The 24,915-nt window shown below is 54.3% G+C and carries 19 protein-coding genes; 10 read left to right on the plus strand and 9 right to left on the minus strand.

Annotated elements, in window-relative coordinates:
- Positions 1-17: 17 nt before the first annotated feature.
- The 5 genes from LVD14_RS04585 to LVD14_RS04605 are packed head-to-tail and all read right to left on the minus strand — an operon-like array spanning position 18 to position 3,868.
- Positions 18-776, minus strand: a complete 759-nt coding sequence (locus LVD14_RS04585; protein ID WP_237132853.1) for a hypothetical protein — start codon at positions 774-776, stop codon at positions 18-20.
- Positions 773-1,318 (minus strand): DUF2878 domain-containing protein, encoded by a 546-nt coding sequence (locus tag LVD14_RS04590; protein ID WP_237132854.1) that lies wholly within the window; start codon positions 1,316-1,318, stop codon positions 773-775. The genes LVD14_RS04585 and LVD14_RS04590 overlap by 4 nt, the downstream gene beginning before the upstream one ends.
- Before the next feature lie 8 nt (positions 1,319-1,326).
- Positions 1,327-2,658 carry an SAM-dependent methyltransferase gene (locus LVD14_RS04595; protein ID WP_237132855.1) on the minus strand — a complete coding sequence of 444 codons (1,332 nt, stop codon included), beginning with the start codon at positions 2,656-2,658 and terminating at the stop codon, positions 1,327-1,329.
- A gap of 8 nt (positions 2,659-2,666) precedes the next feature.
- A complete protein-coding gene (locus tag LVD14_RS04600) occupies positions 2,667-3,416 on the minus strand; it encodes a DUF1365 domain-containing protein (RefSeq protein ID WP_237132856.1) in 750 nt (249 codons plus the stop codon).
- A gap of 5 nt (positions 3,417-3,421) precedes the next feature.
- Positions 3,422-3,868: a nuclear transport factor 2 family protein gene (locus LVD14_RS04605; RefSeq protein WP_237132857.1), complete on the minus strand. Its 447-nt coding sequence runs from the start codon at positions 3,866-3,868 to the stop codon at positions 3,422-3,424.
- A gap of 296 nt (positions 3,869-4,164) precedes the next feature.
- On the opposite strand from LVD14_RS04605, the gene LVD14_RS04610 reads away from it, so the two are divergent.
- The 9 genes from LVD14_RS04610 (at position 4,165) to LVD14_RS04650 (ending at position 12,039) form a co-directional block, all read left to right on the plus strand.
- Entirely contained in the window at positions 4,165-4,773 is a 609-nt protein-coding gene (locus LVD14_RS04610; RefSeq protein WP_237132858.1) for a sigma-70 family RNA polymerase sigma factor, read from the plus strand.
- Between the two features lie 62 nt (positions 4,774-4,835).
- Positions 4,836-5,564: a ChrR family anti-sigma-E factor gene (locus LVD14_RS04615; RefSeq protein ID WP_237132859.1), complete on the plus strand. Its 729-nt coding sequence runs from the start codon at positions 4,836-4,838 to the stop codon at positions 5,562-5,564.
- 123 nt (positions 5,565-5,687) lie between these two features.
- On the plus strand, positions 5,688-6,326 hold the full coding sequence (locus tag LVD14_RS04620; protein ID WP_237132860.1) for an NUDIX domain-containing protein: 639 nt from the start codon (positions 5,688-5,690) through the stop codon (positions 6,324-6,326).
- Between the two features lie 67 nt (positions 6,327-6,393).
- Positions 6,394-6,816, plus strand: a complete 423-nt coding sequence (locus LVD14_RS04625; RefSeq protein WP_272907227.1) for a DUF1249 domain-containing protein — start codon at positions 6,394-6,396, stop codon at positions 6,814-6,816.
- Between the two features lie 21 nt (positions 6,817-6,837).
- On the plus strand, positions 6,838-7,629 hold the full coding sequence (cpdA, locus tag LVD14_RS04630; RefSeq protein ID WP_237132862.1) for a 3',5'-cyclic-AMP phosphodiesterase: 792 nt from the start codon (positions 6,838-6,840) through the stop codon (positions 7,627-7,629).
- Positions 7,630-7,674: 45 nt separating this feature from the next.
- Positions 7,675-9,594 carry a DNA topoisomerase IV subunit B gene (gene parE, locus LVD14_RS04635; protein ID WP_237132863.1) on the plus strand — a complete coding sequence of 640 codons (1,920 nt, stop codon included), beginning with the start codon at positions 7,675-7,677 and terminating at the stop codon, positions 9,592-9,594.
- 21 nt (positions 9,595-9,615) lie between these two features.
- Entirely contained in the window at positions 9,616-9,837 is a 222-nt protein-coding gene (locus LVD14_RS04640; RefSeq protein WP_237132864.1) for a hypothetical protein, read from the plus strand.
- Entirely contained in the window at positions 9,838-10,770 is a 933-nt protein-coding gene (gene bla / locus LVD14_RS04645) for a subclass B3 metallo-beta-lactamase (RefSeq protein WP_237132865.1), read from the plus strand.
- Between the two features lie 27 nt (positions 10,771-10,797).
- Positions 10,798-12,039 carry a saccharopine dehydrogenase family protein gene (locus tag LVD14_RS04650; protein ID WP_237132866.1) on the plus strand — a complete coding sequence of 414 codons (1,242 nt, stop codon included), beginning with the start codon at positions 10,798-10,800 and terminating at the stop codon, positions 12,037-12,039.
- Between the two features lie 25 nt (positions 12,040-12,064).
- On the opposite strand, the gene LVD14_RS04655 is transcribed toward LVD14_RS04650, so the two are convergent.
- On the minus strand, positions 12,065-17,614 hold the full coding sequence (locus LVD14_RS04655; protein ID WP_237132867.1) for a VCBS domain-containing protein: 5,550 nt from the start codon (positions 17,612-17,614) through the stop codon (positions 12,065-12,067).
- 172 nt (positions 17,615-17,786) lie between these two features.
- On the opposite strand from LVD14_RS04655, the gene LVD14_RS04660 reads away from it, so the two are divergent.
- Complete coding sequence (locus tag LVD14_RS04660; protein WP_237132868.1) at positions 17,787-18,434, plus strand: response regulator transcription factor; 648 nt, start codon at positions 17,787-17,789, stop codon at positions 18,432-18,434.
- On the opposite strand, the gene LVD14_RS04665 is transcribed toward LVD14_RS04660, so the two are convergent.
- From LVD14_RS04665 to LVD14_RS04675, 3 genes are all read right to left on the minus strand, one after another.
- On the minus strand, positions 18,426-20,873 hold the full coding sequence (locus LVD14_RS04665) for a sensor histidine kinase (RefSeq protein ID WP_237132869.1): 2,448 nt from the start codon (positions 20,871-20,873) through the stop codon (positions 18,426-18,428). The two genes, LVD14_RS04660 and LVD14_RS04665, sit on opposite strands and share 9 nt — an antisense overlap.
- Before the next feature lie 84 nt (positions 20,874-20,957).
- Positions 20,958-23,387, minus strand: a complete 2,430-nt coding sequence (locus LVD14_RS04670; protein WP_237132870.1) for a YbcC family protein — start codon at positions 23,385-23,387, stop codon at positions 20,958-20,960.
- On the minus strand, positions 23,384-24,847 hold the full coding sequence (locus LVD14_RS04675) for an NADH-quinone oxidoreductase subunit L (RefSeq protein ID WP_237132871.1): 1,464 nt from the start codon (positions 24,845-24,847) through the stop codon (positions 23,384-23,386). Before LVD14_RS04675 ends, LVD14_RS04670 begins: the two co-directional genes overlap by 4 nt.
- Positions 24,848-24,915 lie beyond the last annotated feature (68 nt).

A 24,915-nucleotide genomic window follows, 5' to 3' on the forward strand; every position in this document is an offset into this window, starting at 1 on the left:
GCGGGTGCTCGTTTTATTTAATAATATTCAAAGGTAATCAGTGCGTTGCGCGATTCGCCCTGCTCGTCGCGTAAGTTGCTGATGCCGTTGAAGACGCGCAAGCGCTGGCTCTGCGGGTCATAGCCAATTGCGATCGGATCGACAAACCAGCTGACTACGCGCAGAAAACCTGCCGGACGAATCAGAAAACAATGCACCTCGCCCTCGGGTTGTGCGCAGTCCTCTGTATCCGTGCGGCTGATACCGATACGTACCTTGTCGAGACGGGCAGGGACCAGAAAGTCAGCGGTCACTCTGTCGCCCTGTACCAGCGTGTCCCAGTTCTGTCGGATAAAAACATCAAAGCCTGCGTCGATAATGAGGTTGTCGTCGCTACTGATACGCACCTGTTCAGCCTGCTCGGCGTCGTGACCGCGATAATTGACCTCCACAGTCAGCTCGTCGCCGGATGCAATTCGACTGATCTGGATCCGGGCGTTATTGCGCAGGTCCTGCTGGTTCAGCTCGGGGCTGGCCAGTGGCTCCTGGTAGCTGAGCTGCTTTTCTGCAAACAATTCGCCATCCGGGTAACGGTATTCCACACGAGTTGTCAGCTCTCGCTCCGCATTGGAAAAATGAAACTCGTAGTACTGAATCTCATTGCCATCAGGCGTTCGCGCCGTTCCCACTGCCCAGACGTCATCCGGGATGGTGATTTCCCCGGTGTTATTGCTGAAAGCGGCGGAGGAAACGCTGCCAATAAGAATACCCAAAAACAGCCCGGTCGCTTTTCTCATGATTCGACTCCCGCAGGACGGATGGCTTGAGTGTACAAATGAATCACCAAGGGAAAAATCAATGCCCAGGAAAGGCCGATGATCAACAGGCCCAGCCAGTCCGGTTGCATCAGGGCAACCCCCGCCATCTTTGCTCCACCAAAATAGGAAAGCGGTGCGAATAGTCCGCCGCCCAGCGCTGAAAGCACCATGCGATGGTGAAACAGACGCATCGGGTAACCAACGGTGGTGGCGAATAACACCCAAAGGCAGGTCAGCCAGGCGGGCGGCAGCGTGCCGCCAGTCGCCAGCACACCGGTCTGTACAAAAAGCCAGTCACAGGTAAAACCTATCGCCAGCACCTTGCCGATATACTGCAGCTCAGCGCGGGCATTGTTTACCAGTGTCAGGTGCAGCGCCACCACAGCGACGGTAGTCAGCACAGCAACCAGCGAGCCGAACCACACGCATACCAGCCAGGCGACCTGGAAGACGACCGCGTTGAGCACAATATGTTGACGTTCGCTCAGACCGCCCGCCATTAGCGAATCAGGTGCTGCCATGATTCGCCTCAGGCTCGGCCTTGACCCGAGGTGCCTGCCGGAATGCGGGCATGCAGGGGCGCCAGTCGATACTCAGGTTTTGCCATGAGAATCTGCGCTGTATGGATGACCCGCTCCATGAAGCCGCCCTGGCAATAGGCCAGATAGTAGTCCCACATGCGAATGAAGGCTTCATCAAAGCCCTGAGCACGTACACTGTCGAGTTTGCTGAGGAAGGCGCGACGCCAGTGATCGAGTGTCATCGCATAGTCTCGAGTGATGTCCTCCAGCCCGACAATCTGCAGATCGGTATGCTCAGCCACCTGGCCGGCAATGATCGCATTACACGGCAAACACCCGCCCGGGAATATGTAGCGCTGAATGAAGTCGACCTGCTGCAGTGATTTTTCGTAGCGCTGATCGGAAATCGTAATGGCCTGAATCAGCATCAGACCATCGGGTTTCAGCAACGAGGCACATTTTTCGAAGTAGGTGGCGAAATACTGGTGACCGACTGCCTCGATCATTTCGATGGAAACCAGCTTGTCATACTTACCCTGCAGGTCCCGGTAATCACTCATCAGCAGCTCGATCCGGTCTTCCAGACCTTCCTCTGCGATACGCTGACGGGTGTACTCGTATTGCTGCTTTGAGATGGTGGTAGTGGTCACACGGCACCCATAATGCTTGGCGGCGTGGATGGCCATACCGCCCCAGCCGGTGCCAATTTCAACCAGATGGTCGCTGGGCTTGAGTTGCAGTCTTTCGCAGATATGCGTCAGCTTGGCAGTAGATGCCTCGTGAAGCGTCTGAGACTGGTCACGGAAAATAGCCGCTGAGTACATCATTGTCGGGTCAAGAAACAGCGAAAAGAAGTCGTTACTCAGGTCATAGTGGGCAGCAATGTTTTTGCGCGAGCCGCTGACCGTATTGCGATTGGCTTTGTGCGCAAACCAGTTGAGCACGCGTGCACCCATTGATTTGCCGCGATCCATCCCCTGTAGAAAACTGAGGTTCAGCACCATGATGCGAACCAGCGCCACCAGATCTGGCGTATGCCAGTGCTGCTGCATATAGGACTCCGCTCCGCCGATGCTGCCATTCCATGCCACCGCGCTGTAGAACTCAGGATCTGTCACAACGACGTTGGCATGGACCGGGCTGGTGCTGCTGTCACCAAAGTGAAACTGTTCGGTCCCCTCGGTGATGGTCAACATGCCGCGCGAAAGTCCCTTGAGCCGTCGAAACAGCAGATTGCGCGCCAGCTGCTGGCTTCGGGTGCCCTGAGCCGGTTGAGTCGTGCTGCTGGCGACGGCGCCGGTGTTGACCAGTCCTGCCTGATAGTTGCCGGGTGATTTCATGGTTTGATCTAGCTCCTCATCATCATCCGCTTGGGATGGGGGACAAACGGTATGCGTTTCAAAAATATCCGCAATGCCTGCCAGTAAATGGCGGCGGCGACCTGCAAGGTCATCAATGGATACGACAGCAGGGTACGAAGCAGATTGCCGGTCGTGACAGGTCGTGAGGTAAGAGAGAGGCTGGCATTAAACGCCTGTTCGCCGTCACGCCAGTTCTGCAGGTTGATATTCAGGCGATCGGCGGGTGTAGTGGCCCGCCAGTGATACTGCATGTCCATCGGCATGAAGGGCGAGACGTGCATCTGCTTGTCGAAGGTATGCAGGGTGTCGCGCTCCGGATAGCAGGGAATCACGTAGATGGTAGTTTCACGCCAGGGTGTGTTGGTTACTTCGGCGACAATGTGTTGCAGATTGTTTTCCTGGTCGAACACGTAGTAGCAACTGATCGGGTTGATCAGATATCCAAAGTAACGAAGGTTGGTCAACAGTCGGACTGGTCCGGTCGGTCGCTCACCAGTCTCCTGTTCTACTCGATCATAGACCGCCTGTTTGAGCGGGACGTTGGCAGGGCCCAGATAGTCCGAGCGCCGGAACCAGGCCGGTGCGGGTCGTTTGTGCGACCAGATCCAGCGCCTGCCGAATACCTCGTCAAGTTCATCGAGGTCGAGATACATCATGAAGACCGGGTAGGAGAAGTGGTGGCGCTTTGGCTGCAGGCGACGATGACGGACCCGGCCACTGTAGATCGCGCTGTGCATCGGCACTAACCCCCGATCCGCCTGTTAACCAGTCGCAAAACGGACCCCAGTAGCGGAATGTGCTGATACACGGCTGAACCCATGTCGAAGAAATCTTCCTGATAATAAATACGGTCTGTGTAACGTATCAGAGTGATGCCTCTTGATTCAAGCACCTGATTTGGCTTGATTTTTTTGTGTCTAAAACGCATCTTCCAGACCAGGGTGGCGCTGTTGTCGCTGATTTGCTCATCTTCGCAGATCATCTGCACGCTGTGTGCCTGAGATAAGAGGCCACGCAGCTGGTTCTTGACGGCCAGCCTTCCGTACAAAGAACGGACCGGGTCGTGGAATTCGATGTCCTGGGTGTATATCCGGTCCAGCCCATCCAGCTTGGACAAGGAGGGTTCGCGATAGAATTCCTTGAAATCGCGCAGTAATGCGGCGCGCAAATTCTCCGTAACGGAACTCATGTTCGTGGCCATAATTGTATATCTCACCTGTTGCGCGTAAGCTTGCCTTGAGGGCAGGTCACAACTTAACGAATGTGGAAATGCCATAGCGTCTGCGCGTGTAAACTCTGTCTTCCTGGATGTAGGAAGTCAGACGGCGTTAGTGCTAATGGGTGTTACGCACCCTGCCGACTTGCGGATCAATCATGCAGGCTTGGGCAGGAACCGCAAACGTCAATCAGAACCAAAAATTGTACCGGCTTGGTGATCCAGTGTTGAATCCGGTCCGTAATTCACCTCAAACGCATGGACACTATGTGGATAACAACGACGATATGGAAAATGCAGCCAGTGCAGTAGTGAATCGCCGCAATGAACCAGATCCGTGGGCGGAGCTGGTTAGATTGGTCGCGCACAAGCGTGACAGATCGGCATTCCAGCGGCTTTATCAACATTACACACCAATGATCAGGGCGTTTCTGCTTAAAAGCATGGGCGCTTCCGCTGACCGGACAGAGGCGGAAGAGATCACTCAGGAAGTACTGATAAAGGTCTGGAACAAGGCGGCTTCATTTAATCCGTCCAAGGCCAGTGTGAATACGTGGATATTCACCATTGCGCGGAACACACGAATCGACTTTATCCGTCGTAATGAGCGAAACGACAGGAAGATTGATGTCGAAGATATCTGGCACGACGCCGAGTCACCGGAACCACTGGTAGATCTGCAGCAGCGTCGAGCTGAACAAGTTATCAAGCAGGCCATGCAGACTCTGCCCGATGAGCAGCTGCAGGTGCTGTATAAAGCATTTATGGAAGGCAAGTCGCACAACGAAGTGGCAGAGGAAATGGGTTTGCCGCTGGGTACCGTCAAGTCACGTATCCGGCTGGCATTAAGCAAAATGCAAATTTTGATTGACCGCTGATCTGATCGATCCCAGAAAAATTGCAGCGGTAGACAAAGCTTACGCGAACAACAGGTATCAACATGGTTACATTTCATCCAGATTCAAGATTTCTGACCGATTATGCGGCGGGTACACTGCCGACATCGGAGGCGATTTGCGTGGCAGCGCATCTGGAATTCTGTGCCAAATGCAGGGCGCACGCCCAGCAGCTGAGTGATCTCGGCGCACAGATCATGGCAGCCATGGAGCCAGCAGTGGATGCGGATTCCTCGTCGCAGGATGATGACTTCATGCGTCTTATGAACAAAATTGATGCACGAGCTGCCGATGCCAGCAAAAAAGCCGACATAAGCGTGCCGGACTCTGCCAGGACCATGCAGTCGGACAATCACAGTGCAGCAATGTCAGGCATGCCACGAATTCTCCAGAAATTGACCCAGACACCACTTGAGTCAATGCGCTGGGTGCAGCTGGGCAAATATCTGCGAGTTGCCCCTGTCGGGCTGGGCAGTGCCGGTCGTGACATTGCGCTTTACGATATCAAAGCCGGCGGTCAGATGCCCGAGCATGAGCACCACGGCGAAGAAATTACAGTACTGCTGAAAGGCAGCTTCTCGGATGCGGAAGGCCAGTACGTGCGAGGCGATTTTGTGGTACGCAATGCCGGCGAGAAGCATCAGCCAACAGCGACCATGGACACAGATTGTCTGTGCCTGGTGAGTCTTGAACAACCGATTCGTCCAACATCCATCTGGTACCGACTGTTGGACCCTCTGGTCAACATGCGCCTGTCCAGCGTCACTAACTGACAGACGCTCGCATCCTCGTCACCTTGCGGGCTCGATGCCGGCAAGGTGGCAGACAACCTTCCTCTGCGGCATAATGGCCACCTTTTGAAAGCCTGCTTTTTCGATTGAGGGCATCTGCCGTTCATGACATACAAACCTGTTTTCAGCCGCTCTGATGTAGAAATTGTTGCGCGCGAAACGGCGTTTCAGGGATTTTTCTCTGTGCAACGTCTGACGCTGCGTCATCGCCTTTACAAGGGCGGGTGGAGTGAATCCTTTACGCGAGAGCTGTTTTGCCGAGGCAGAGCTGCTGGTGTCCTGTTACATGATCCGAAGCGCGACCAGCTGGTGCTGGTGGAACAATTCAGGGTCGGGCAGATTGATGAGACCGATCGGGCGCCGTGGGCGCTGGAGCTTGTTGCCGGCATGCTTGATGCGAACGAAAGCATCGAACAGATGGCCATGCGAGAGGTTCAGGAAGAAACCGGTCTGACTATCAGCAATCTGCGCTTTATCTGCGATTATTACAACAGCCCCGGCGGCAGCGATGAGCGTATCAGTGTTTTTTATGCCCAGGTAGACGCGGCGAATGCCGGCGGAGTCTTTGGGCTTGACGAAGAGCATGAAGACATCAAAGTGGTTGTACTGTCTGTGTCTGAAGCGATAGAGCTGCTGTCGCAAGGCGTGATCGACAATGCCATGGCGATCATCGCCCTGCAATGGCTGCAGCTGCATCACAGCTCCCTGCTGAGTGGTGGCAATGAGGTTTCAGGTAGTGAGTAACAGCTTCTATCCCTCTTTGGCGGATCCTGAATTTCGACCGCGATATCGCGTTGATCTGGCCGCGTACATGCGTACCTGTGATCGCAATTTTAGACGTTTACTAACGCTGATGCCTGATCTAGAATCGAGTAAAGAGGGTCGCGTGTGGAAGCACCGTCTGGGCGACGATTTGAACGTGATGTTTACCCTGACAGAGTCTTTTCCCTACACGGCGACACTGCAAGTGGCGCTGGCTAATGGACGGTCGGCCTGGCCTGCGAGACTCAGTATGCCAGTCATCGATGTAAGGCTTTACTTCGATGCCAGAACCGCCGAGCCAGTGAGTTATCAGGGACGACGGCGCATACCGGCACGCAGCGCAGTACCGAATGCGGATATGTATCATCAGGATGAAAAGAGGCAGATTAATGAATTTCTTGCGCAATGGTTGCAGCTGTGTCTTGCCTCTGATGCCGATGCGCGTCCGTCCAGTCTCCTTTCCATTGACTGACCTGGTTTTGTGATCTCGCTTATGCGAATACTGCAGATCACAGATACACACTTGTTTGGCAATTCAGAGCAGGCCCTGCTCGGAATGAACACTTCGGTCAGTTTTGAACGCATCATTTCAGATATAGCCAATGATTCATTGTCGGCAGATCTTATCGTAGCCACCGGCGATATCGCTCAGGACGCATCAGAGCAGGCCTACCTGCATTTCGACGCCGCCGTTCGCAAACTCTCATGTCCTTACTACTGGATACCCGGCAACCATGATGATCGGGAGGTGATGACCTCTCTTGCGCTTGCCGACAACCCCTTCGTCGGCGATGCGGCCCTTGGTAACTGGCTGTTGATCATGCTTGATACCAGCGTGCGGGGCAGTGTGCACGGTCTCTTGCCGGAGTCGGAATTGCAGCGCCTTGCTCAGTTATTGGAGTCCGTCGAGCGAAACAAGTCTCTGCAGCACAGTCTCATCTTTTTGCATCATAATCCTATTCAGGGCAACGCCGGGTGGATGAGCGATATTGGCCTGCACAACGCCGATGAGTTTCGTGAGCTATTGGCCCGCTATTCATCGGTCAGGGCTGTTGTTTACGGTCATATCCATCAAGAGCTGGACGCGGTCTACGACGGCATTCGCTATATCTGCACTCCATCGACCTGTATCCAGTTCAAACCTGGTGTGGAAGATTTTGCGCTCGACAGAAAAAACCCTGCCTATCGATGGTTGGAACTGCAGGACAATGGTGAAATCAATACCTGGGTGCACCGTCTGGAAAACTTCAAGATTCAGATCGACGAGCGAGCCGCCGGTTACTGAATCCAAAACAAAAATACAGTCTCGAACGCAGAGAACGAGTAGTCTATGAGTAGTAGTTATAACGCAGATGCCATTGAAGTACTGACTGGTCTGGATCCGGTCAGGAAACGACCCGGCATGTACACTGACACCACCCGACCCAATCACCTGGTCCAGGAAGTACTGGACAACAGCGTCGATGAGGCGCTTGCGGGTCATGCCAAAACCATCACCCTGACCCTGCACAAAGACGGTTCTATTGAAGTCGAGGACGATGGTCGCGGCATGCCTGTCGACATTCACCCGGAGGAGAAGGTGTCGGGCGTGGAACTGATCCTCACGCGCCTGCACGCAGGTGGCAAGTTCTCCGACAAGAACTACAATTTTTCCGGTGGTCTGCACGGCGTGGGTGTGTCGGTAGTCAACGCACTGTCGCATTATGTTGAGGTCACCGTGCGCCGCAATGGTGGTGTCTACCAGATGCGTTTTGCGAATGGCGACAAAGACACTGAGCTGAAAGAGATTGGCACGGTTGGCAAGCGCAATACAGGCACGACTTTGCGCTTTTTGCCCGATGAGAAATATTTTGATTCGCCTCGCGTTTCCATTCCGCGACTGAAACACGTACTGCGAGCCAAGGCAGTGCTGTGCTCCGGATTGCGCGTTATCTTTATTGACGACACTGTCAGTGAAGACAAAGCGCAAAGTGAGGAGTGGTGTTTCCAGGAAGGCCTTACCGACTACATTCTGCAGGGAACGGGTGATTATCTGACTCTGCCGGTTGAGCCATTCACTGGTGATATGAAAGGCAATGATGAGGCCGTTGAATGGGCCGTGCTGTGGCAGCCCGAGGGCGGTGAACTGCTGCAGGAAAGTTACGTCAACCTGATTCCGACCGCGCAGGGTGGTACTCATGTCAACGGTCTGCGGACCGGCCTTCTTGATGCCATGCGCGAATTTTGCGAGTTCCGAAACCTGCTGCCTCGCGGGGTCAAACTGACGCCTGATGATATCTGGGATCGCTGCAGCTACGTGCTGTCGATCAAAATGAAAGACCCGCAGTTCTCCGGTCAGACCAAAGAACGCCTTTCATCGCGTCAATGCGCGGTGTTTGTCGCAGGCGTTGTCAAAGATGCTTTCAGTCTTTGGCTGAACCAGCATACTGATGATGCGTTGGCGCTCGCCGAGCTTTGTATCAACAATGCGCAAAGCAGAATGAAGGCGAGCAAGAAAGTGGCGCGCAAAAAAGTGACATCTGGTCCTGCACTGCCCGGAAAGCTGGCAGACTGCGCGACCCAGGATGTGATGGCGGGCGAGTTGTTTCTCGTGGAGGGTGACTCGGCAGGTGGCTCAGCCAAGCAGGCGCGCGACCGAGAAACCCAGGCCATCATGCCATTGCGCGGTAAAATCCTGAACACCTGGGAGGTTGATTCCAATGAGATTCTGGCGTCTCAGGAAGTGCACGACATTGCCGTCGCACTAGGGGTGGACCCGGGCTCAAACGATTTAACCGGTCTGCGGTATGGCAAGGTCTGTATTCTGGCTGACGCCGACTCTGATGGTCTGCACATCGCAACCCTGTTGTGTGCTTTGTTCGTGCGACACTTCAAGCCGCTGGTGGCGGCCGGACGTGTCTTTGTGGCGATGCCGCCGCTTTACCGTATCGACGTAGGCAAGGATGTTCACTATGCGCTGGACGAAGATGAAAAAAACGGCATTCTCGACCGAATCGCCGCCGAGAAAAAATCTGCTCGCCCCAATGTGCAACGATTCAAAGGTCTTGGTGAAATGAATCCGCTGCAATTACGAGAGACAACAATGAGTCCGGATACGCGGCGACTGGTTCAACTGGTTGTGCCAGAGGACGACCGACGTGCTGGCTACAGCGAAACCGAAGAGGCACTGGACATGATGCTCGCCAAGAAGCGTGCAGCGGACCGCAAAAGCTGGCTGGAGGAATACGGCAACCTGGCGGAGGTGGTCTGAATTTACTAAGGGAGGCGCAAGATGGAAGTCTTTACATTTATCGTTCTGATCGTTCTTATTACTCAGTTTTTTGAGTATCGCAAAAGTATGGCCAAGCTCAATGCGAAGATGTCAGAAGTTAATGAAAGTGCCGTTCAGAAGGAACTAGACGCGGTCAAACAGCGTCTTGTAGTGCTCGAAAGAATTGTGACCGACAAGGGGTATGAGCTGCGCGAGGAGCTCGGCCGCATAAAAGGTGAATGAGTGCGAAAAATAAAAATACTGGCGGCAACTCTGGCAATGCTTTGTTGCTCAGCTGACTTGTACGCCCAGCAAAACACCGGTATTCCCGGCCGCATTGATCGCATGTCCATGGAGGATCGCATCAACAGCGGGCTGGTTTTTCACACGCATCAGTCAGAACCTGTTGAGCCTTTTCGTATTATCGGCAACGTCTATTACGTGGGTGCACTTAACCTTGCTTCCTATCTTATCGCCACTCCTGAAGGCCACATACTGATCGATACCGGTGTGCATGATATGCCGGTGCAGATACGCGACAGTGTCGACAAGCTGGGATTCAGGGTCGAAGACATAGAAATCATTCTCTCCAGCCACGCGCATTTCGATCACATTCAGGGCCACGCCATCATGAAGCGAATGACAGGCGCGCAGGTCATGGCCTCTGATGCGGATGCCGATGCACTTGAAGCAGGGCAGGATCTTTCTCCACTTGCTTTCGAGGGCTGGGAGCCGGTGGTTGTTGATCGACGCCTGCAGGATGGTGAGTCGATTGCGCTGGGTGGCGTTACACTGACGCCTACGGTAGCGCCAGGTCACACCCCCGGGTGCACGGTCTGGAGTCTGGACGTGGAAGACATGGGACAGACCTACACCGTTGGTTACTTTGGCTGCAATGGTCCGAACGCAGGTGTTCAGCTGATCAATAACCCGCGCTTCCCATCGCTGGTAGAGGATTCCCTGGCAGGATTCGACAATATGGCGCAACTGGACCTGGATATTTATATTACAGGTCACCCGGAGCAACCTTTCGAAGGCATAGAACATTCGATGCGTGTTCAGGTGCGTCCACACCCATTGCTTAATCAACAACCCTGGGCTGAGTTTATTGCTGAACGGCGCGCTGACTTTGTCGGGCGGGTAGAGGCAGAAAGGCAACTGCTGCAGTCGCAGTAAACCAGCTCCCTGATCCGGGAGCCCAAGATGCAAAAATCACTGGTAGTATTTGGTGCGACAAGTTTTGTCGGACAGATTCTCTGCCGCTATCTGCATGAACTCAATCACGATGGTTCGCTGAAGTGGCTGATGGCAGCGCGCTCTGAAGAGCGATTAAAGACGCTGCAAAGTTCACTGGGCGGCCCCCATACGCCAGATTTCCTCATTGCCGACGCCAATGATGATGCCAGTCTTCGTGTGCTGTGTGATCAGGCAAGTGTGATTATTTCTACGGTTGGCCCCTATGCACTCCACGGCGATCCGCTGGTCAAAGCCTGTGCCGAGACTGGCACCGATTACTGCGATCTGACCGGCGAAACGCAGTGGATACGGCGCATGATTGAGCGCCACGAAGAGGCAGCCAAAAAGAGTGGTGCACGAATCGTGCATTGCTGTGGTTTTGACTCCATCCCTTCCGATCTTGGTGTGCTGTATACCCAGCAACAGTCGCAACAACAACTCGGCGAGCCCTGCCAGCACGTCAAAATGCGCGTCAGAAAGTTCAAAGGTGGGTTCTCTGGCGGAACCGTTGCCAGCATGATGAATGTCGCTAGAGAGGCTGCCGCAGATCCGGCACTGCGTCGCGAGCTGCAGGATCCCTATTCAATCTGCCCGCCTGACCGTAAGCCAACGGTCAGGCAAAACAGGATCACCGCTGTCCACGAGGAAGATGTCGACAGCTGGATTGCGCCTTTCGTCATGGAAGGCATCAACACGCGGGTCGTGCATCGTTCACACGCACTGCTTGGTCATCCATGGGGGCAGGACTTTCTTTATGATGAAGCCGTCATGACTGGGAACGATAGTAAAGGCAAAGCGCGGGCCAGACGCACGGCACGTGGCCAGTCATTGATGATGCTGGGTTTTGCGCTGGCGCCAACTCGCTGGCTGATGAGTCGCTTCCTGCCAAAGCCGGGTGAAGGGCCCAGCCCGGAGATGCAGCGCACCGGCTTTTTCGATCTGGTGTTTGTAGGGCACACCCGCAGCGGTGAAACCGTTCGCACTAATCTTTATGGTGAGCGTGATCCCGGCTACGGCGCCACAGCGCGTATGCTGGGACAGGCCGCTATTTGCCTGTCACAGGACATAGACCGTAGCGAGGTGGCGGGTGGTTTCTGGACGCCAGCCTCTGCGATGGGATCCAGATTGATCGAGCGGCTGCAGCAGCATGCGGGTCTTCGTTTTAGTACAGTGCTGGAAACAAAGACCCCGCCTAGGCGGGGTCTTTAGTGTTACAGAATAATGCCTGGCTGACTTAACCGACGTCTTCGGCTACACCTATAACGGTGATGGTGACAGTATTGGTTGTACTGGCGCTGGCACCATCCACATCGTACTGGTACGTCAGATCAACAGTTTCGCCCTCATCCAGGAAGTCGACACTGCCCTTGTCAAAAGACAGGATGCCGTTGCTGTCCACATTGGCATTAACGGCAGGGCCACCGACCTGTATCAGGTCACTCACGCTCAGAATGCCGCCGTCGGGATCGCTTGCGCCAGACAGTAGATCGAAGCGGAATGTGGCGCCACCCATTTGATCAAGCGTATAGCCCAGGAAGTCGTCACGGTGCTGCGCGCCCAACTGTGCCAAATCGAAGCCCCATGTGGCGGCCACAAACGTACCCGGGTCATTGACCACGGCAATGTCGTTGCTTGAGTTATAGGCGCCCCAGTTTGGAATCTCCATCAACATCGACGTTGTTGACCCAATGGCATTGAATGCCGACAACATCGTCCCGCCGTATGTGCCACCCGGATATGAGTTCAAAGTGTAACTGCCATCAGGCCCCACAGCGGAGTTCAAGTTGGAACTGATCGTTGGCATATTACTTTGATAGTTGGAAATACCCAGGTACTGACTGGCGAAGCTTGAAATATTGGGCTCGCTATAGACACTGTGCCCGCCCGCGTACAGAAGCTTGCCACCCTGTTGCAGGTAGCTGGTCAACGTACTCACATTCTGGCTGGTAAGGTTGGTGTACGCTCTGTCCCCGACAGACCAGATAACAAGATCATAATTATTCAAGTCTTGAGAGGGGTTGTTATTGACCCCGATCGTAGTCTGGTCGTAGTCATATCCATTAGCGTCGAGAGCAGAAAACCACAAAGACTTCCAGCTTCTGCCGTTGGAGTCATCGACGAAAAGAATGCTTGAAATCTCCCCGTCAATCTTTTTCTCACTCACTGTAACGCTCAGTGGTGCAATGGTAGGAGCCGACGGGTTTTCTGCCCCAGTAACCGTAATGCTCAGCGTTGCCGTATCTGAATTGCCCAGGTTGTCGGTGACGGTATATTCAATCACCTCAGTATAAGTGTCACCTTCAGGCAGGGTAGTGAACTGACCCTGATCATCGTAAAAATAGCTGCCATCCCGATCCACTTTGAGAATGGCGCCAGACGCCAGCGTCAAAGTAATCGAGTTGCCCACAATGGCGCTGCCGTTAACATTGCTGACTTCGAATGTCGCTGCGGTGCCAAGGTCATCATTGCTCAGTACATTTCCGGAAACCGTCGCAGATTGGGCAACACCATAGGTGCCGATGGTGAACGCGTTCCAATTTTCATCGGCCTGGCTTTCCCAGGTCAGGGAGTCCAGTGCGTTGTTGATGGCCAGCACACCATGGAACTCTGTTTGACCGTATACTCCGGTGACAGTCGAGTCGGTGCTGATGCCGTAACGACCTGGCTCCGGGTTGGTTTTGACCCAGGCATCGGTCCATCCGAAATAACCAGAGTCTGAGCTGCTGTCGGCACTGGAGACCACTTCGAAGTCCTGGTCGAAGATATATCCATTTCTGTTCATGCTGACGATGGCAAAGAACAGGTTTTCGACCGGTTCGGAGAATGTCAGCGTGCGAGGAGAGTCCGCATGATTCAGTCGGATTATGTCGTTGTTGGTAGGTCCGTTAGCAACCTCAGCAGAAGTGTATACTCCGACGCCTTCGGTGCTGGTAATCACGCCCCCGTTCTTGGTGACATAATAGTCTTCACTGCCGGCATCGTTAAACTGGACACCTGGCACAGAACCCCAGGGCTCGGCAGCCTGACCTTGATACGTGACACCAATAGTCCGGTCACTTAGTGTAATGGTTCCCTGCACCAGATAAGTGGGGTTTCTACCACCGACCTGAGAGACAAGCGTCGCGCTGGTCCAGTCAACCCAGTAAACCGTGTTGTCAGTATTGGTTGTTGCTGCACTGGCAGTCAGCGCATTGCTGTCGTCTTCAGCGGTTGGGCCATCAGGGGTGCCGGTGATGTTGACGGTCACGGTGCTGGTTGTACCGTCAACACTGCTTACAGTAAAGATATCAGTGACCAGCTCGCCTTCTTCCAGGTCGTTTAGTGCACCATCGGAGGCGAAGCTCCAGTTACCATTGGCATCGATACTGAAACTGCCATAGGTGCCAGCAGTATTTGTTTGGGCATTGAAGAACGCCTCGCCATTATCGACATCAGTTATCGACAAGGTGCCAGAAGCAGTGAGCTGAGAATCTGTCTCGGTCAGGTCGACCACTGCGTTACCCAGCTCGGCAACATCATTGGCGCCTTCAATTGTGATGCTCACGGTCTGGGTGTCCGTGCCACCCTTGCCATCGCTGACAGTTACTACAAATTCCTGCTCCGCCGTTTCACCCTCGGCAAGCGATTTGAGGCTCTCCTGTTCTTCTCCACTGAGCTCATAGGTCCAGGCGATGTTGCCACCAGTGCCATTGCCGGTTGTATCAGTTGTCACTGACGCCGTCAGAGTGCCGACCGTGCCGCTGTTGGCAGCATTGGTGCTAACGCTGTGAACGTCAGTGAGGTCGACGTCTTCAAAATTAAGCGTGCCATTGGCCGTCAACGTGCTGTTACCAACATGCTGATAGATACCAGTGGAGTTTTTGTAGCTCAATTCCAATGATGCTTCGCCACCACCCTCATAGAAATACAGTTCAAGCGGATAGATGCCGGGCTCAAGATACTTGGTGCCTTCGAAGGCTGTTTCCGCGAAGTAACCTGAATTGCTGATGATGTAGTCATTGTTAACTGACAAAAACACACCATCATCGTTGAACGTGCGGAAGGTGTATGTGTCGGCCTCTGTGATCAGGATCTGCGTCGTTAGTCTGGCGAAGAAGTTGTTGTTGATACCACCCGTTGTGCTTTCACCCGTGGCCTGCGCCGCTGGCCATGGGGTGCTGCCGGGTATCTCTCCGGCAAAACCACCTGGGTCATCCGTGTAGTCTACGACACTGGTGTATACAGTATAGTCGGGTAAATTGTTGGCTGCGTAGGTCTGCAGATTCGACAGTTTGTCGGAGTTGTAACCGACCCATTGCTCAACCTTGAATGGCGCCTGAATCGGGTTCATCGTAACCGTTGCACTACTGTCGCCGCCGGTTATCTCCGGTGCGTCATTAACACCAGTGACAGTCACGGTGACGGTATTGGTAGCGCTGGCCCCGTGTTTGTCCGTGGCCTGAACCTGAAGATCAACAGTGGTGGTTTCACCCTGCGCAAGAGACTGGAAGTCACCGTCCGGGTTAAAGCTGAGTACCGAGCCATTAACTTCAGTACTGCCACCGGCAGGCGTATTGAGAACCACGTAGTCCAGCGTGCTGCCGTCGTCATCACTGTCGATATCATTGCCGAGTGCGGCCAGGTCCAGCGTAACAGCAGAGCCATCTTCTGTAGCGGCGATAGCTGAGGCTGCCAGCGTAGGCGCATCATTCGCGCCCGTGACCGTTACAGTGACGGTGTTGCTTGTGCTGGCACCCCGGGAATCGGTTGCCTGTACCTGCAAATCGAAGCTGGTAGCCTGATCTTTGGCGAGATTCTGGAAGTCTGTACCGGGGTCAAAGCTCAGTACGCCGTTTGCGTCGATGGAAGCCGAGCCGCCGGGCGCTGTGCTGAGCAGGCTGTAGGTAAGGGAGCTGCCAGTGTCTTCGCTATCTACGTCATCACCCAGTGTGGTCAGGTCCAGCGAAGCGGTATTGCCATCTTCCTGCGCAGCAAGTGTAGCTGCCGCAAGCGTCGGCGCATCATTAGTGCCGGTGACGGTGATAGTGACATCGTTGCTGGCGCTGGCACCGTGGGCATCAGTAGCTGTTACACCAATGACAACCTGACGCGTTTCACCCTCGTTCAGGTCCTGGAAGTCGCTGCCAGGTGCAAAGCTCAGGCTGGTACCAGTGATACTGGCGCTGCCTTCTGATGGAGCCCCGCTGATGCTGTAGCTGAGATTGCTGCCGTCATTGTCGCTGTCGACATCAGCGCCCAGCGCGGACAGATCAACGGCGATCGCGCTGCCGTCTTCGGTAGCTGTGCCGGTGCTGGCAGCCAGCGTCGGATCGTCGTTGATGCCAGTTACATCGATCGTCAATGTCGCTGGCGCTGACACCGCACCTTTGTTATCGGTGGCCGTGTAGGTCAGTGTTATGGTGGTCAACTCGTTTTTAGCCAGGCCCTGGAAGTCGCTGCCCGGATCAAATGTGAACGTGCCATCGCCATTGTTGGTCAGCGATCCGGCAGATGGACCGCCGATAATGTTGTACTGCAAGGTGCTGCCGCTGTCGTCACTATCGACGTCGTCACCAACGAATGCGCCAGTGACCGTGTTACCGTCTTCAACGGCTGCCACTGAAACTGCCTCAACAGTTGGAGCATCGTTTTTGCCGGTGACGGTGATGGTGACATTGTTGACGGCGCTGGCGCCATGTGTGTCGGTTGCGGTTACTTCAACGATGACGTCGCGAGTCTCGCCTTCGGCCAGGTTCTGGAAATCATCATCAGGGGAAAATGTAAGGCTGGTGCCGCTGATGCTGGCGCTGCCTTCGGCTGGCTGGCCGGTAACCGAATAGGTCAGGCTGCTGCCGCTGTCGTCGCTGTCGACGTCATCGCCCAGCGGCGCAAGGTCGATACTTACGACGTTGCCGTCTTCATTGGCTGCACCCGCGCCGGCGCCGAGCGTCGGCGCATCATTGACGCCGGTCACGGTGATAGACAGTGATGCCGGATCAGAGACTGCGCCATGGCGGTCGGTTGCGGTATAACTCAGGGTGATGGTAGTAGGCTGACCCTGGGCAAGACTCTGGAAATCGCTGCCTGGGTTGAATGTAAAGGTGCCGTCGCCATTATTGGTCAGCGTGCCGGCATTTGGCCCGCCAACAATGGTGTATGTCAGGTCATTGATGTCATTGTCCGAATCGACGTCGTCGCCCTGGAAAGTGCCGGAAACAGCCGATCCGTCTTCAATTGCTGAGATAGCTACAGCTTCAACGGTTGGGGTGTCATTGACACCGGTCACTGTCACTGATGCCTGGGCCCAACTTAGCGTGCCATTGGACATGCGGATAGCGTAAATGAAACTATCGGTCAGCGTGTCGCCCAGTGCCAGTTCGGTCAGATCCGCGGAGGGCTGGCCAGTGATGCTGCCGGCATCGTAGGCGATTTTACCGTCAGTAGTAATCCAGATGTTGGCTCCAAACTGACTGGTGTTTTCAGGCAGCCCTGCGACGCCAGCGTCGTCTTGCGTCAACAGATCGCCTGCTTCATATCCTTCCATGGCGCCGCTGTCATTGACGCCGTCGTCGACTGACCAGAGCCACTTGGCATTGCCGGCCAGGTCATTGTTCATCACATCCAGATAATAAACTGAGTCCTGATAATCAATCCGTCCGGACCCGGTTCCGAACAAATCGTCCTTTGCCTGGGGCGTGTTTCTGAAGGATTGTTCGGTGCCCCCGCCTGTATTCTTGGAGTTGCCTTTGCTGCTGTTATCGCTGGTTTCGGCAGTCTGTTCAGCGTTGCCTTTGTTTTTACTCATTTTTTTCTCCTTGGCTGACGGGGAATTACACATTTTCAATCTTAGGCCGATATTACTGGGTTGACCATCAACCCAAAGGTTGAATCTCTGTAACAAAAAGTAGAGCTGTCAGTCTGTTAGCAAACATTCTGGTAAAATTGGGGCAGGCTTAAATAAGGTTCGAGACTGAAAATTGAAGATTCTGCTGATTGATGATCATGTGTCTTTTTGTGAGGGGCTGAAGTCTGCCATACTCGCTGCGAGCAATGAGTATCAGGTGGAATTTGATGCCAGCGCAGAATGGATACCTGACGCATTAATGGCCAGCAATGACTATGACTTGCTCATTATTGACCTGATGATGCCTGGCATGGGTGGCATTGAATTGCTGCGCTACCTTCAGCAAAGCCACAATTCTACGCCCGTCATGGTGTTGTCCTCGGTTGAGGATCCTGCAGTTATCCAGCATGTGATCGAGCTCGGCGCCATAGCCTACCTTCCCAAGTCCTATAGCGTTTATCAGATACTGGATGCCATAGAAGAGTGTCGACAGGGACAGATTCATCTCCCCAGGCACTTGATGGTCGATGCGATTGACACTGCTACTGACGCAGCTGCCGACTCGTTACTCATGGGCGGCCTGACACGACGGCAGCTGGAGATCGCCGGACTAATGGAGAAAGGTCTGAGCAACCAGGAGATTGCAGACCATCTATGTATCAGCAAAGCGACCGTTAAAACACATGTGAATCACATGTTCAAGAATTTTAATGTCAGTAACCGGATCAGCTGCCTGCGCGCGATCAAGGAGCGCCAGCGCGAGAATTCAGTATCAGGCTGATGCCCTCATATGCAGCTTGCGATGGATCAGCGAACGGAACTTCATGGGTGAAATTTTCGCGTCTATGACAAGGTGGCTGGCGGATCTCAACCGGCTGGCAGGAAGGGTTTCATCCGCTGCCGTGACAACTATCACTGATGTGTTTTCCAGCACGTTCATCCAGGCTTGACCGCTCAGGTACGCAACACTATCAATCACGCAGATACTGGCTCCTTTGGTAGCGCCATTTATCGTTGACAGGTCATTGTTGTCAGAAATGTGGGTCACGCTGGCGCCCCAGCTGGTAAGATACTGATGCAATGGTGCGAGGGCGCCTCGGTAGTCGATCACCAGCACGGATATACCCTCGAGTGAGGTTATCAGCTGTTTGTGCGGGAGGCTTTCTTTTTTGTGTGCGGCCAATTCTGACTGGTGCTGATCTGAGGTCGCTGATTCCAGTGTCAAGGTAAAACGGGTGCCATACCCGACGGTGGATGCCACATCAATACTGATATCCAGCAGGTTCGCAAGTCGCTTCACTATCGACAGGCCCAGTCCTATGCCTTTGCCCGACTGCCCCTGGTAAAAGGCTGTAAAAATATGCGGTAGTCGGTCCTCAGGGATGCCAACCCCGGAATCTCTGACCGACAAAATAACCTTTGAGCCTCTCTGACGCGCGGACACGCGTATTTCCCCACGCTCAGAGTACTTCAGGGCGTTGTCCAGGAGGTTGCGCAAAATCTGACTCAGGCTGATGCGGTCAGTGAATACAACCGCTGCTGTATTTTCCATGATAAGCGACAGTTTCTTGCTTGCAGCTCTGGGGCTGAATTCTGACTTCAGTTCCATCAGTAATTGTTCCAGCCTGACAGCTTCGAGCACCGGGTTGCTTGCCTGGCGCTCGACACGGGAAAGCCTGATCATGTTGTCGATCAGCTCTGAGACGTTTTTCACGTTCTGATCGATAGCGTCGAGATCGCGATCATGGTGATTGGGTTGTTTCAGTCGGAAGGCTTCGGTGTAATGACTGATCGCCTGGATTGGGCCGCGCAGGTCATGGCCCACAGCAGAGACAAAATTGGACTTGGCATGTTCAAGATCATGAGACAGGCGCAAGCTTTCTACCGCCTTTTGTTGTGCCTTGATGCGAGAATGTTGTTCACTGCGCATGGTGTACGCGATCAGCGCTGACAAAACAATAGTGTCCAGCAGTGTGGCGAGCTGCGCCAGGTGGTAAGGTGCGATGCGCAGGTCCAGCGAGCTGTTCATCAGCATTGGCCAGGCAGCCATCGCCCAGGTGTGGATCGTCACTGCCGTAAACCAGAATCTCACCAGCAGGGACTGGCGCCAGTGTGTGGACAGTGTATAAATGTAAACCAGCTGACTGATCAACCAGACACCCGTCAGAATACTGAATGTGATACCAATACCATCAGTCGAATAACCGCCATCACGCGCCAGATACATGATAAGTGGCGTTACACAGATGTTGATTGCCAGCACGGCAATCCACATACGATACAGGCGGCTGTGGCGATCGCTTATATTGAGCAGGGACATACTGAAAATCGCCGCTGTGATTCCGATAAGCCCCTGGAACAGATACGCCAGCGGAAGAGATAGCGGGAATGGGTTTTGAAGGCCTACAATCAGTGACAGACCCGAGCCGATATAGATCATGCCCGCACTGGCAAAAATGAACAGGCAGAAATACAGGTGCATGTTGCGACGCAGTGCGATGTACAACAACAGATTGTACAGAATGAGCGCAATCACAAGACCGAAATAGGCACCATCCAAAAGTGTTTGCTGCAATCGCACTGCCCGGAATCCATCGTCATCCCAGAGAGTGAAGGTCGCGTATTTTGCCTCTGTGACTGTCATGGCAACGATATGCAGTCGATACGGGTGGTTCGGAACCAGATTGAGAGGCATCACGGCCTTGGTATCGAAAACGGGTCTGCCACCCTGGGGTGCCGAGAAGTCGTCCCAGTGGCTGATGGTTTCGCCAATGTGGTTGACGTAGACCCAGCCAACGCCATCCATACCGGTCATATCCAGCATGAACTGCTCGGCTTGAGTGCCCCGATAGATCAGGTCAACAACAATCCAGTTTAGTCGGCTGGGGGCATCCAGAAGCAGTTTGTCACTGGAGTTGAAGGACCAGTCCTGCGCTGCGACATTTGAGCCTGCAATTGATTGGAGAGCAATGTCCGAAGGGAATTGGCTCAACAGTTCTGCGAATGTGTCGGCTGGCGCTTGCAGCCACCGATCGAGAAATTCTTCTGACAGATGTGAGGTCAGCGCCTGCTGCCCAAGCAACAGGCGCTCTGTGTCACTTCTTACGGTTGTCTGAGCCTGAACGCCGGCGCAGACGAAGCAAAGAGACAGGACAAAGCCAGCTAGCCAGACTGGGGGCTGCCTGCAGGGGCGCTCTGTAATTGGTTGATTCTGGTGCATCGATATCGTCGTTACTGAATGCTATTGCCTTTGTTGGTTTAATTGTCGCCAGGCGGTACGACGATATCCGCGTATTAACCAGAATCATACACCTATGGCGGCCCCACTGGTAGGCAGACAGTCCGGCTGTGGCGATGAGCTGGCTGCAAGCGCCGGCACAATCTGACCGCTGTCGATATCCCAGGCGTAAAGCGACATCCAGCCATTGCGCACAAGCTGTTCAATGGCCGTGTGACGGCTTGCGATCTCAGCAATGATTGCTGCAGGGGCTGCGATGTAAACCGCCAGGCGAACCGGCTGATGTCGCCATTTCTTACCATCGTGCAATGACTGCCTGGCCAGGCCAATGCGCAGGTCACCGCCGTTACCCTCGAAGACACCAATATGTTCACCAACCACATTGTGCAGCAGCTTGTTGCCGCTGCCATACAGTCTGTTATCGACTGTGGAGGCGTAATACTGCAGATTGATCCAGTTAGTGACAATCATTGGCCCCGACATGATCAGCTCAAGCGTTTTGTACTCATCATCCTTGTGCCAGTCGTAGTCATGCAAGAATGTACGGCCCTGAAGGTTGAGGTGACGCGTTGCTGCTCGTGGTGCAACGATGAATGCGGCATTATTTGCCAAACCCCATTCAGGCTGGATCTCCGACCAGTTGCGACTGCGTCTGGTCAGTTCACTGGCCAGATTTTTTACATCTTTGATGCCCGGTAAGGTAGCAGCACGCTGATGTTGGGCACTGGCTGTCGCCTTCGTCAGAAGCGATGTGATATCGCTGTATGTGTTGAGTGCATCGCCGTAGCAGTGGATATTGTCAGTAGTGGTGTTATGCAGGCCAGCTACGAACCGCGTATCTGCGGGGATAAGCAGGCCTGTTGCGGCCAGCCCTCGTCTGATGGCCGGGTCATTCAGCAGCTGGGCCAGTACTTTTACATTGACCTCTCCAGTCTGTCCGCCACAGGCACCGCAATCCAGGCTGGCTGCCTGGGGATTGTTACTGGTTTCGCTGCCATGACCCAGAAGTAATACAACTGGCGCGAACTTTTCTGTCAGGCCCATGTGGCGCAGTACTGTCGCCGCCAGTTCTGTGAGTTCAGCAATGCTAAGCTCCCGACCCTGCTTGCTGAGCACGAACGGCCGCATATCGCACATGTCATTGACAGGGTGCTTCGGTGAATCTGGCATCAGGCTGCTGCCCAGCAATGACAGCGATTTGACCGCGCCAAGCATTTCCACCATGCCAAAACTGGCGGACGGCGTAGCAAAGCTTTCTGCCTGCGCATGAGCGTGCCTGTTCTTAAGAGTCAGACGCCTGGATGGTCTGCCTGTCTGTACGGCTTCGATGGCGGGCGCCAGAAGTCCCGGTAATTGCGGGCGCTGGTAGCTGTGTCCTGATTGTCGATATGACAGTGGCAATCCGAAGAAGCCCGCGAAACCGAGTGTCTCGATGTCGGGGTGTTGTGCTTCAAGTGCCCGGCGCATGGGCTCGGATCGGACATCGATACAGAAAGCGGCCTGTAGCAGTGGACGGGATTCTCGCGGCACGACTGTGCTGTTGCTCAGCATGTTCTGCAGCGGCAATTGATAGGAAAGTTCAAGCGCACGTTGCCACACCCACAACATTGATTGCTGGTTTTGATGATGTGCTCTTATGGATGCCATTTGTGAAAACTGGTCAAAGAATCGCTGTTGTGTGCGATCACCGGTTGATGCCGCCTGTTGTTCGTTGTGTCGCCACAATGCCAGTTCCCAGGCCATACGGATTGCCAGTAGCTGAGCAACCCAGTCATTGTTGACGCTTTTGAATGCCTCCTGCCACTGTTGATACGCGCCCCATGATGCCCACCCGTGGATATCAAGCAGCAAGGCAAACGCGTAGTCTGCAAAATTCTCCGGGCAGCCCAGCGCCTCCATAAACTCATGACAAAGCAGGGCAGGATCGTCTGGCAGCTGTTCGAATTGACGGTGCAGACCATGCGCGGCCGTCAATACTTCGATGCCCACATCACCTCGGGTAATTTCAAGCCAGTTACGGTATAGCGCAACCGTCGAGTCCTGATGCTCAGTAAAATAATGTTGATACTGGAAATACAGGCCACAGAACTGACTGATCTGCTGCACGATTTCATCATGCCAGGAAATCTTTCTGCGTCTGTCTGGCAGGGCATCCAGTAGTTCACTGTAATTGTGCCAGTGCGGGAGCACTTGCTCTGGTTGCGACAGAAACTCGACAAGCTGCTCCTCGGACCACGGCTCGTTTCTTTCCTCAATGGCGGCTTGAAGGTGCTCTGGTTTGATGACAGTCTGCCATTGCTGCCTGTAGTACTCCCGGCGCATCAGGCAGTTCACCTGGCCCAGCGCCTGAAGTTCGGCGGCAACATCTTCAATGGGCTGGTCGCGCAGCTCCCACCAGGGGTTGACTGCGATGGACTGATCCAGAGGCCAGACGGGTGCTATACGCTGGCAGGCAACTCGAACTGACTGTGGGTAGTCGGGCACAACAGTTTTCATACTGAACCTCCCAATTGGGTTTCTATGGCTGTGGCAGACCTCGATTGCAGGTGCTTGCGAAGGTTTGGTTTGTGTCTTAGCGGATAAAGCCACAGCGTGACGCGGCTGGCCCACTCATCCAGATAGAACCCGGCGTTCATGATCACAAACAGACGTCTGGCAAGTGGCTGATGTGAAGCGTAGTACACGAACAGGAACAGTCCGAACTGGCTGATGAACAGGGTACTGATCCAGAGATCTGCGGACACTGATGCCAGAGGGTATGGTGACTCGCCGTCTGGATAAGCAATGTGAGCCGCGATGGTTGTCAGGGCGATGTAAAGCAGCGGCGCGGCGGCGGCCAGCAGCAAGCCGCGCGCGGTACACCCAGCCCGCCCGTAACTGAAGTGCCATGCCAGCACAGTGGCACAGGCGATACCAATCAATATCCAGGGACTGATCAGCGACATCGGTGACAGCCATGGGCTGACGGCCAGCGCGGCCGCGACAGTGATGGCCATGGCCATCAGCCAGTGCTGCAGACGCGGCAGTCTGTAACCCGCTGCCTGGCCGGACAGATAGCTGGCGACGGCGGTTCCCGAAGCCAGAAACGCGTGCGCTTTGTAGAAGGAGTGCGCGACCAGATGAAGCAGTGCCAGGTGATACAGACCCAACGCGCACTCAACCAGCATCAGTCCCATTTGCGCTACAGTGGACCAGGCCAATCTGACCTTGATACTGATTCGGGTCATCATAACCAGAGCAGCCAGCACACAACTGAGGCCAGCGACAATCAGCAGTAACCACCGCGCCGCATCGGCAAGACTGATCAGAGGCGCAAACAGCAGCAGCAGGAAACCACCCAGGTTGACGATGCCCGCATGCAGCAGGGCTGAGACAGGCGTTGGTGACTCGACGACCTGAATCAGCCAGCCATGCAGAGGCATCTGTGCGCATTTGATGAGCGCAACCAGCGCTAGCAATACCGCGACGCTCTGGTCCTGCAGTGTGAGCGTGTCCACGGTTTGGTAATGTAGGATTATCGACTGGATATTAAGCGTTTGATGCTGCAGCCAGAGCAGCAGAAATGCCACGATAAGCAGTGCCTCGGCCATCCGGGCAAACAGAAATTTTTTGTGTGCGGCCAGCACTGCTCGCGATCGATCAGGGTAGAACAGCAACAGCTGATGCAGGCTCAGGCTGACGCAGATCCAGCCCAGGGCAAACAGGATCAGGTTGTTGCTTGCTACTGTGACGACAACGGCTGCCATAGTCAGAACCATGGCCCGCATGAACCGGCGAGCCGAAGCTTCGCCCCGCATGTTGTCGTGAGCATAGCGGAGCACGACCAGTCCGAGCAGACCAATCAGCGCAAGAATGGTCGTTGATAGCGGAGAGATGTGAATCCAGTAGTTGCTGAACCAGGCGTCAGTCAACGCAGATTCGAATCCGGAAGTGGCGGTCCAGGATGGCCAGGGCATAGCTGAAGTCTCTCAGTTGTGAATGTGGCGCTATTCTGAGAGATAGAGTTCGTTTAGTAAAATAGATA

Origin of the sequence: Pseudohongiella sp. O18 (genome assembly GCF_021729085.1) — a bacterium.
In the GTDB taxonomy this organism is placed as follows: domain Bacteria; phylum Pseudomonadota; class Gammaproteobacteria; order Pseudomonadales; family Pseudohongiellaceae; genus Pseudohongiella.